Source organism: Streptomyces spongiae (genome assembly GCF_009377185.1).
GTDB classification, from domain to species: Bacteria; Actinomycetota; Actinomycetes; order Streptomycetales; family Streptomycetaceae; genus Streptomyces; species Streptomyces spongiae.
Map to the genome: position 1 here is coordinate 1 of NZ_VJZC01000392.1, position 9,390 is coordinate 9,390.

6 protein-coding genes are annotated in these 9,390 nt (G+C 72.6%); 3 read left to right on the forward strand and 3 right to left on the reverse strand.

All coding sequences use genetic code 11. The features are described 5' to 3' along the window. The 3 genes from FNH08_RS35495 to FNH08_RS35505 all read right to left on the reverse strand — a co-directional run. Positions 1 to 1,265, reverse strand: a 1,265-nt coding sequence (locus FNH08_RS35495) for a coenzyme F420-0:L-glutamate ligase (RefSeq protein ID WP_152775640.1), incomplete at its 3' end; no start/stop codon positions are given. After that, positions 1,262 to 2,245: a 2-phospho-L-lactate transferase gene (gene cofD, locus FNH08_RS35500; protein ID WP_152775641.1), complete on the reverse strand. Its 984-nt coding sequence runs from the start codon at positions 2,243 to 2,245 to the stop codon at positions 1,262 to 1,264. The genes cofD and FNH08_RS35495, both read right to left, overlap by 4 nt. Before the next feature lie 90 nt (positions 2,246 to 2,335). After that, a complete protein-coding gene (locus FNH08_RS35505) occupies positions 2,336 to 2,860 on the reverse strand; it encodes a cysteine dioxygenase (RefSeq protein WP_152775642.1) in 525 nt (174 codons plus the stop codon). Between the two features lie 702 nt (positions 2,861 to 3,562). Between FNH08_RS35505 and FNH08_RS35515 the strand changes: the two genes are divergently transcribed. The 3 genes from FNH08_RS35515 (at position 3,563) to FNH08_RS35525 (ending at position 9,217) form a co-directional block, all read left to right on the forward strand. Next, positions 3,563 to 3,826: a WhiB family transcriptional regulator gene (locus FNH08_RS35515; protein WP_003975777.1), complete on the forward strand. Its 264-nt coding sequence runs from the start codon at positions 3,563 to 3,565 to the stop codon at positions 3,824 to 3,826. Positions 3,827 to 4,079: 253 nt separating this feature from the next. After that, positions 4,080 to 7,724 (forward strand): glycosyltransferase family 2 protein, encoded by a 3,645-nt coding sequence (locus FNH08_RS35520; protein WP_152775643.1) that lies wholly within the window; start codon positions 4,080 to 4,082, stop codon positions 7,722 to 7,724. Further along, positions 7,721 to 9,217, forward strand: a complete 1,497-nt coding sequence (locus tag FNH08_RS35525) for a DUF5719 family protein (RefSeq protein ID WP_322726025.1) — start codon at positions 7,721 to 7,723, stop codon at positions 9,215 to 9,217. Before FNH08_RS35520 ends, FNH08_RS35525 begins: the two co-directional genes overlap by 4 nt. The last annotated feature ends 173 nt before the right edge of the window (positions 9,218 to 9,390 follow it).

Genomic DNA, 9,390 nt, shown 5'->3' on the forward strand with positions numbered 1-9,390 from the left:
GCCCCCATCGGATCCCACCCCTCCGGCAGCCCCAGCACGTCCCGTACGACATCCCGGCAGAACATCGTCGACGACACCCACGCCGAGCCCAGCCGCTCCCCGGTCAGTGCCACCAGGAAGTTCTGCACCCCGGCCCCGGCGGCGACCACGAACATCTCCCGCTCGGCCTCGTCCCGCCGGGCGTCGCCATATGTATGGGACCCGTCCATGACGAGACAGGGCACCACCAGATACGGCGCGTTCCGCAGCACGTCCCCCCGCCGCACCCGCTTGGCGATGGACTCCTCGCTCTTGCCGTCCCGCCGCAGATCCGCGATCCACGCGTCCCGCATGGCGTCCAGCAGTCCGGTGCGCGCCTCCTGCGACTCCAGCAGCACGAACCGCCACGGAGTGGTGTGGTGCGGCGCGGGCGCGGTGACGGCCGCGGCCACGGCACGCCGTACGGCACCGGGGTCGACGGGCTCGTCGGTGAACGCCCGTACGGTGCGCCGCTGGGTCACGGCCTCCCGTACGGCCTCCGACGTCCCGAGCCGGAACATGTCGTCCCGTGCGCCGCGCACGATCGCCCGCGCTCCGTCGCCGTAGTCCCCGGACACCATGTGTGCCAGACCGCGCACGACGGCGACGGGCAGCCCGGTGGCCTTGCCCTTCACCAGGTCCCCGGCGGAGGCCAGCTCGTCGGCGGTCGCGACGACGGTGGCGCTGAGCGGATTGCCGTGCGCGTCGGTCCCGCCGCGCAGATCGTCGAGCACGCGCACGCCCGCGGCCCCGATGGCGACGTCCGTCAGCCCCGTGCGCCACGGCCGCCCGAACGTGTCGGTGACGAGGACGCCGACGTCGATGCCCAGCGCGTCCCGCAGCCCGTCCCGTATGGCCCGCGCGGACGCGTCCGGGTCCTCGGGCAGCAACAGCACGGTCCCGGACGGGGTGTTGGAGGCGTCGACCCCGGCGGCGGCCATGATCAGTCCCTGCCGGTTCTCCACGATCCTCAGTGGCCCGCGGCGCGCCACGACCCGTACGGTCTCGGCGTCGATCGCGGCCTCGCGGTCGGTGGCCTCGACGACCCGGCCCTCGGCCTTGGACACGATCTTCGAGGTGACGAGGAGTACGTCCCCGTCGGCGAGCCCCGGCTCGGCGGCGGCGATCAGCTTGGCGAGGTCGTCGCCCCGCTGTACCTCGGGCAACCCGGGAACGGCCCACACGCGGTAACCGGGAGCGGCGCTCGACACATCGCTGCCGGTGCCTCTCGGAGACTCGCTGCTCAAGCGCCCCGCACCTCCTCCGCCAGCGTCAGCGCCTCGCGGGCCATCTGTGCCGTCGCGTCCAGGTCCGTCATCATCAGCGGCACGGCCCGGCACCGGATCCCGGCGGCCTCGACGCGCTCCGCCGAGCCCGCGTCCACCGTGTCGACCAGCCACCCGTCCAGCAGCCCCGGCCCGTAGTGCTCGGCGACGGCCGCTGCCGTGGACTCGACGCCGACGGCGGCCAGCACCTTGTCGGCCATGCCCCGCACGGGCGCGTCCCCGACGATGGGGGACAGGCCGACGACCGGCACTCCGGCCTCGGCGATCCCCTCACGGATGCCGGGCACGGCGAGGATCGTGCCGATGGACACGACGGGGTTGGAGGGCGGGAAGAGCACCACGTCCGCCTCGGCGATGGCCTCCAGGACACCGGGCGCGGGCTTGGCCTGCTCCGCGCCCACCGGCACGATCGCCTCGGCCGGCACGGAGGCGCGCAGCCGTACCCAGTACTCCTGGAAGTGGACCGCCTTGCGCTCCCCGGAGTCCGGGGAGGCACCGTTGTCGGGCAGGGTGACCGCGACATGGGTCTCGATGCGGTCGTCGGACATCGGGATGAGCCGCACTCCGGGCTTCCACCGGTCGCACAGCGCCTCGGTGACCGCGCTCAGCGGATAGCCGGCGCTCAGCATCTGGGTGCGCACGATGTGCGTGGCGAAGTCCCGGTCCCCGAGCCCGAACCAGTCCGGTCCCACCCCGTACGCCGCGAGCTCCTCCTTGAGGTGGAAGGTCTCGTCGGCCCGGCCCCAGCCCTGTTCCTCGTTGATACCGCCGCCGAGCGTGTACATCACCGTGTCGAGGTCCGGGCAGACCTTCAGCCCGAAGAGGTGGATGTCGTCCCCGGTGTTGCCGATGACGGTGACGTCCGCGTCCGGCGCGGCCTGCTTGAGACCACGCAGGAACCGGGCACCACCGATGCCGCCTGCCAGAACCACAATGCGCATTGAAACAGTGTGTCAGCCGCCAGGCTGACTCGTTGAGGGGTGGTGGTCGGGCGACGGGTGGGAAGTCTTGCAGGCGCCTACGACAACGCGTCAGGCAGTCACCTCGGCGGACGGGGGCACGGACGGCGCCACGGACGCGCACCGGGCCGAGTGCGCCCCGTGCATCGGCATCTCCGTCAGCCCCGGGAAGTAGACGTGCAGGCTGACCGCCGGTTCGAGTGCGTCATTCACGACCTCGTGCACATACCCGGGCGCGAACACGCGCTGCGCGCCGGCGTCGAGGGCGCGCGTGCCGCGCTCGGTGCGCTCGGTCAGGGCGCCGCCGAGGACGGTGAGCACGCCGGAGGAGTCGCCGTGGCCGTGCAGCCCGCTGCCCTGTCCGGGCACCCAGGACAGCAGCCACACCTCGTAGCCGGGCCCGGTGCGCAGCCGGTGGTACCAGCGGGAGGTCGCGTCGTACCGGACGAGGTGCTCCCACTGGGAGCGGTCGGCGGCGATGGAGCGGGCGAGACCGGCGAACTCGGCCACGGTGGCCGGGTGCTCGCGCGGGGCCTGTAGGAGGTGCGGTACTTCGAGGATGTCGCCGGCGATCTGGAGGTCGCTGTCGCTGTTCATGGGGTGGGGTGGTTCCTCGGCGGAAGTGTGGGGGATGGCTGGGTGTCGAAGACCATCGCCCGGGTCGCGGGCGTTGAGTGCGCCCTGGTGCGGGCGGAGGGAACAGCGGCCGAGCCCGGTGCGGGCTCAGTGGCAGCCGGAGCGCGTTGGGCTCAACAGCTGGAACAGCAACAGCTACAGCGAGCGCGGGCAGCACCGAGGAACCCGGCGGAGCGGGTCGAGGTGAGTGCCAAGTTCGCGAGCATGCCCACAAGGACACCGGTTCACACTTCGGCTGTCAACTTGACGCCCGATATGTGGGAGATGTTTCACCTCATCCGGTCCACCTGGCCAGTGAAAGGTTTGTGCAGCCGCTTTCCGGGACACCAGGCGGATCACACGGGTGTACGGGTCCTGTGATGAGTGTCGAGATTCGGACGGCAATCGGCGGCTTCGGTGTCCGGACCGCAACGAGATCGAACTTCTGGACGTCCTCTCTCGTATGGGAGGGAGGCGCACCGGGGGTCCCTGCTGGCTGTCATGGTTTATGCCGATTTGAACACTTTCCGCATAGCCTTGGTTCCGCAGAGTGAATAAGGGGCTCATTAGCAGATTCCGGCTTGACTCGCCCGTAGCCGCACACTTGTAATTTCACTCGTGTCGTTCAGCCGAAATCGGTAACGGCAGCACCACGGGGACGCGAAAGACAGACGAGGGGCGCACATGACCGAGCTCGTGCAGCAACTGCTGGTCGACGACGCGGACGAGGAACTCGGCTGGCAGGAGCGCGCGCTCTGCGCCCAGACCGATCCCGAGTCCTTCTTCCCCGAGAAGGGCGGCTCGACCCGCGAGGCCAAGAAGGTCTGCCTCGCCTGCGAGGTCCGCTCCGAGTGCCTCGAATACGCGCTCGCCAACGACGAGCGGTTCGGCATCTGGGGCGGTCTGTCGGAGCGCGAGCGCCGCCGCCTGAAGAAGGCCGCCGTCTGAGAACAACCGCACGTGAACGAGGGCCCGAAACGGACGGCGGACCGGCCGGAACCAGCCACCCACGCGCGTGAACACCGCTGACCAAACAGCACACACCCTTACGTAACGTTCGGCCCGTCGCGGCTGGGTTGTCCACAGGCGGCGGGCCGCCGTGCTGCCCAGCCGTTAGTGTGGTCGCTCGTCCGAGACGTCCCGCTGTCCCCGCAGGACACAGGCGTCGACCGCAGTCCAGCGAACCGGGGCCCGTACCTCGATGTCCGTGCACAGCCACACGGCAGCCCACCACGACGCTGCCACCCCAGAGTTTCCGCGCCACGTGGTGACGGCGGTGCTCGTCGCCCACGACGGCGCCCGCTGGCTGCCCGACGCGCTCGCCGGGCTGCTCGGCCAGGAGCGCCCCGTGCAGAACGTCATGGCGGCCGACACCGGCAGCGCGGACGACTCCGCCCCGCTGCTCACCGACGCCCTCGGCGCCGACCGGGTCCTCCATCTCGCCCGGCGCACCGGTTTCGGCCAGGCCGTCGACGAGGCCAACCGCACCGCGGGTGAGCTCACCCCGGACGACCTGCCCTACCTCAAGCGCCCCAGCGGCTGGGACCCGGTCACCCGCACCTGGCGCGACGACGCCTACGACATGCCCGAGCTCCCGCACGGCGAGCCCGTCCAGTGGCTGTGGCTGCTGCACGACGACTGCGCCCCGGAACCCGACGCGCTCGCCCAGCTGTTGAGGGCCGTCGAGAACGAGCGAGAGCTCGGCCGGGACGACGTCGCCGTCGTCGGCCCCAAGCTCCGCGGCTGGTACGACCGCCGCCAGCTCCTCGAAGTCGGCGTCACCATCGCCAACTCCGGCCGCCGCTGGACCGGCCTCGACCGCCGCGAGCAGGACCAGGGCCAGCACGACCACGTCAAGCCCACCCTCGCCGTCTCCACGGCCGGCATGCTGATCCGCCGCGACGTCTTCGAACAACTCGGCGGCTTCGACCGCCGACTGCCCCTGATGCGTGACGACGTCGACCTGTGCTGGCGCGCCACGGCCGCCGGGCACCGCGTCCTCGTCGCCCCCGAAGCGGTCGTACGGCACGCCGAGGCGGCCTCCCGCGAGCGCCGCACCGTCGACTGCGTCGGCCGCAGCGCCGCCTCGCCGCACATGGTCGACAAGGCCGGCGCCGTCTACACCCTGCTCGTCAACGCGCGTACGGCACAGCTGCCGTGGGTGCTGGTCCGGATCGTGCTCGGCACCCTGCTGCGGACCCTCGCCTACCTCGTCGGCAAGGTCCCCGGACAGGCCGTCGACGAGATCCGGGGCCTGCTGGGGACCCTGCTGCGTCCGGAGCGGATCATCGCGGGCCGCCGCCGACGCGGCCGCCCACAGCTCGACAAGGGCGAGCTGCGCCCCCTGTTCCCGCCCCCCGGCGCGACCGTTCGAGCCACCGTCGAACAGGTCGCCGGCAACCTGATGGGCCGCTCCGACCCCGAGTCCTCCTCCGCCGGCCGGCACGGTGGCGCGGTCGAGTCCGGACCCGGTGGCGACGACGCCGACTTCCTCCAGGTCGAGCAGTTCGCCCGCCTCAAGCGCGTCGCCCGCAAGCCGGGGCCGGTGCTCTTCGCCGTCCTCCTGCTCGTCTCGCTCGTCGCCTGCCGTGAACTCCTCGGCGGTGGCGCGCTCGCGGGCGGCGCGCTGCTGCCCGCCCCCGCCGACGCCTCCGCACTGTGGGCGCGTTACCTCGACGGCTGGCATCCGGTGGGCGCGGGCGACACCCAGTCCGCACCGCCGTACCTCGCGCTCGTCGCCATGCTCGCCTCGCTGCTGCTGGGTTCCACCGGGCTCGCGGTCACCGTGCTGCTCGTGGCCTCCGTGCCGCTCGCCGGGTTCACCGCGTACTTCGCCTCACGCCCGCTCGTCGAGTCGCGGCTGCTGCGCGCGTGGGCGGCCGTCGCGTACGCCTTCCTGCCCGCCGCCAGCGGCGCGCTCGCCGGCGGCCGCATCGGCACCGCCGTCCTCGCGGTCCTGCTGCCGCTCATCGCGCGCGCGGGCGCCGCGGCCGGCGGTCTCGCGAACACCTCGGATGCCCGCGGAAGCTGGCGCGCCACCTGGGCGTACGCGCTGCTGCTGACCATCGCCACCGCGTTCACCCCGATCGTGTGGCCCATCGCGCTGGTCCTCGGCCTCGGGCTCCTGGTGCTGCGCCGCGGCGACATCACCGCCTACGGACTCCGCTTCCTCGCCCAACTCGGCACCCCCCTGCTGGTCCTCGCCCCCTGGTCGCTGACCCTGCTGCCGTTCGGCTTCTTCAGGGAGGCCGGTCTGGGGTACGGGGAGAGCACGGCCTCCGCCACCGACCTCCTCGGCGCCAGCCCCGGCGGACCCGGCACGGTCAGCGGACTGATGCTCATCGGTGTCGTACTGGCCGCCCTGGCCGCCCTGCTGCGCTCCGAGCGGCAGTTGCCCATCTGGACCGCCTGGTCCGCCGCCCTGGTGGCGCTCGTCTTCGCGGTCCTCTCGAACGGCTCCACCTGGGCCGGACCCGCCACCCTCGTGTACGGCATCGCGCTGCTGGCCGCCGCCGCGCTCGGAGCCGACGGGGCACGCTCACGCGTGGCCGAGCAGAGCTTCGGCTGGCGCCAGCCGGTGGCCGCGCTCATCGCGTTCGCCGCGGCGGCAGGCCCCCTGCTGATCGCCGCCGGGTGGATGATCCGCGGCGCCGACGGACCCCTGGAACGACGCGACCCGGTGCAAGTGCCCGCGTTCGTAGCCGAGGAGAGCGGCACCCGCGACCAGGCCCGCACCCTGGTCCTAGACAGCGACTCCGGCGCCCAGGTCGGCTACACCCTCGTCCGGGGCTCCGGCGCCCGCATGGGCGACGCCGAACTCGCGGCGGCGGGAGGCGAGAACAAGCTGCTCGACAAGGTCGTCGCCAACCTCGTGGCGGGCTCCGGCGCCGACCAGGCCGACGAACTCGGCGGATTCGCCGTGCGCTACGTCCTCGTCCGCAAGGGCGCGCCCCGCGAGGTCAGCCGCGTCCTGGACGCCACACCGGGCCTCACCCGGCTCAGCCAGCAGGACGGCAGCGCACTGTGGCGCCTGGACCGGCAGGTCGCCCGCGCCACCATCGTCTCCGGCTCCGGCGACCCGCAGCCCATCGCGGCCGGCCCCGTCGACATCCACACCACCGTCCCCGACGGCGGATCGGGCCGTGTCCTGCGCCTCGCCGACACCGCCGGCGAGGGATGGACCGCCACCCTGGACGGCAAGCCGCTCACCGGCACCACCGTCGACGGCTGGGCCCAGGGCTTCGAACTGCCCCCGAACGGCGGCACGCTGGACGTCACCTACGAGGCCCCCATGAGCCACACCGGCTGGCTGTGGGCACAGGGCGCGCTCGCCGTCGTCCTCGTGGTCCTCGCCCTGCCGGGCCGCCGCCGCGACGTCGACGACGACCTCCCCGAGGAGCCCGTCGTCCCCGCGCAGGACATCACCGGCGACGGCCGCCGCGCCCGCCGCCTGCGGGCCCAGGCCGAGGCGGAGGCCGAGAGCGCGGCCGGGACCGACCAGACCACCGCCATGCCTCCTCCTCCGGAGGAGGCCCCGGCAGCGGCCGCCGTCCCGCAGCAGCAGTCCTACGGCACATGGGACACCCAGGGCTACGCGGACACCGACTACAGCGCCTACGGACACGACCCGTACCAGGGCACCCAGCAGTACCCGGCGGGCACGTACGACCAGACCTACCAGGCGGACCCGTACCAGGAGGGCACCCAACAGGGCGGCCAGTACGACCCTTACGCCTACGGGGGCACGACCGCGTCGTACGACCAGACGTACACCCAGGGCTACGACGCGACGTACGACCCGTCGCAACGCCCCGACAGTGAGCGCCCCGACGGGAGCCAGCAGTGAACCGCACGACCCTGTCCCTGATCGCCGGCGCGACCGCGCTCGCCGCCGTCACCGGCTTCGCCGCGCTCACCGCGCCCGGGGCCTCAGGCGACGGCACGGCCAAGGCGGCCGCCCAGCTGCCCGTGGAGCGCACGAGCCTGCTCTGCCCCCAGCCGAGCACGTCGGACCTCGCGGAGACCGCGTACACCTCCTTCACGCCCGTCACCAAGGGGACCGGGGACAAGGGGAAGGCCGAACTCGCGGCGGCGGGCGAGGACTCGGCGGACGGCGACAGCGGTGGCAAGAAGACCGGCAAGGCCACGAAGCCCGTCCTGGAGCCGAAGGAACCGGGCAAGCCCGTCACCGGCAGCGCCGACGGAGCCGAGGCACCCGCGCTGATCGGGCTCGCCGAGGGGACGTTCGCGCCCGGCTGGACGGTCCAGGAGACCACCGAGGTATCCGTGGGCACCGGACGCGGTCTGCTCGGCACCAACTGCACCGCTCCGGACACCGAGTTCTGGTTCCCGGGCGCCAGCACCGCGGCCGGCCGCACGGACTACGTCCACCTGACGAACCCGGACGACTCCGCCGCCGTCGTCGACATCGAGCTGTACGGCAAGGACGGTGCCCTCAAGACGACCGTGGGGGAGGGCATCGCGGTCAAGCCGCACTCCAGCGAGCCGGTGCTGCTGTCCACGCTCACGGAAAAGGCGGAGAACGACCTGACCGTGCACGTGAGCGTGCGCAGCGGCCGGGTCGCCGCGGCCGTCCAGGCGCTGGACGAGAAGGCGGGCGGCGACTGGCTGGCTCCCTCGGCCGATCCCGCGAGGAGCGTGGTGATCCCCGGCATTCCGAAGGACGCGACGTCCGTACGCCTGGTCGCCTTCGCACCGGGCGAGCGGGACGCCGACCTGAAGATCCGGCTCACCTCTCCCTCCGGCCCGATCACTCCCGCCGGCAACGAGACGCTGCACGTGAAGGCCGGCATGACGGCGGCCGCGGACCTCGGTGACGTCACACGGGGTGAGGCGGGCTCCCTGGTGCTGACGCCGACGGACGGGTCGGTGCCCGTGGTGGCCGCCGTGCGGGTGGTGCGCGGCAAGGGCGCCAAGCAGGAGACGGCGTTCATCGCGGGGAGCCGGGAGGTGGGCCAGCGCGCGAGCGTCGCCGACAACCGCTCCAAGGGCGTCACCCTCGCGCTCACCGCGCCGGGGCGCACCGCGGAGGTCAAGGTCACGGCGTCGGCAGGCAGTCAGGGCGGCACGCCGACGACCAAGACATACACGATCAAGTCCGGCACGACCGAGAACGTGCCCGCACCCGTCCCGAGCGGCCTGAAGGGCACCTACGCCCTGACGGTCGAGCCGGTCTCCGGCGGCCCCGTCCACGCCTCCCGCATGCTCGAAACCACAACCGACGGCGTCCCCGGCTTCACCATCCAGCCCCTCCAGGACGACCGCGGCACAGTGGCGGTCCCGAACGCGGAACAGGACTTGTCGGTACTGCAGAGGTAAGGGGGGAGAGCCCCGAGAGAGGCGCGGGGAACGGCGCGCTCTTAAGGGGCACGGGGAACGGCGCGGTCTTCAGGGGCGCGGGCAAGAGCACGGCTTTCAGGGGCGCGGGCAACAGCACGTCTTTTAGGGGCGCGGGGAACTGCGCGACCAGCCACCCCCCACCCGCACCCAAC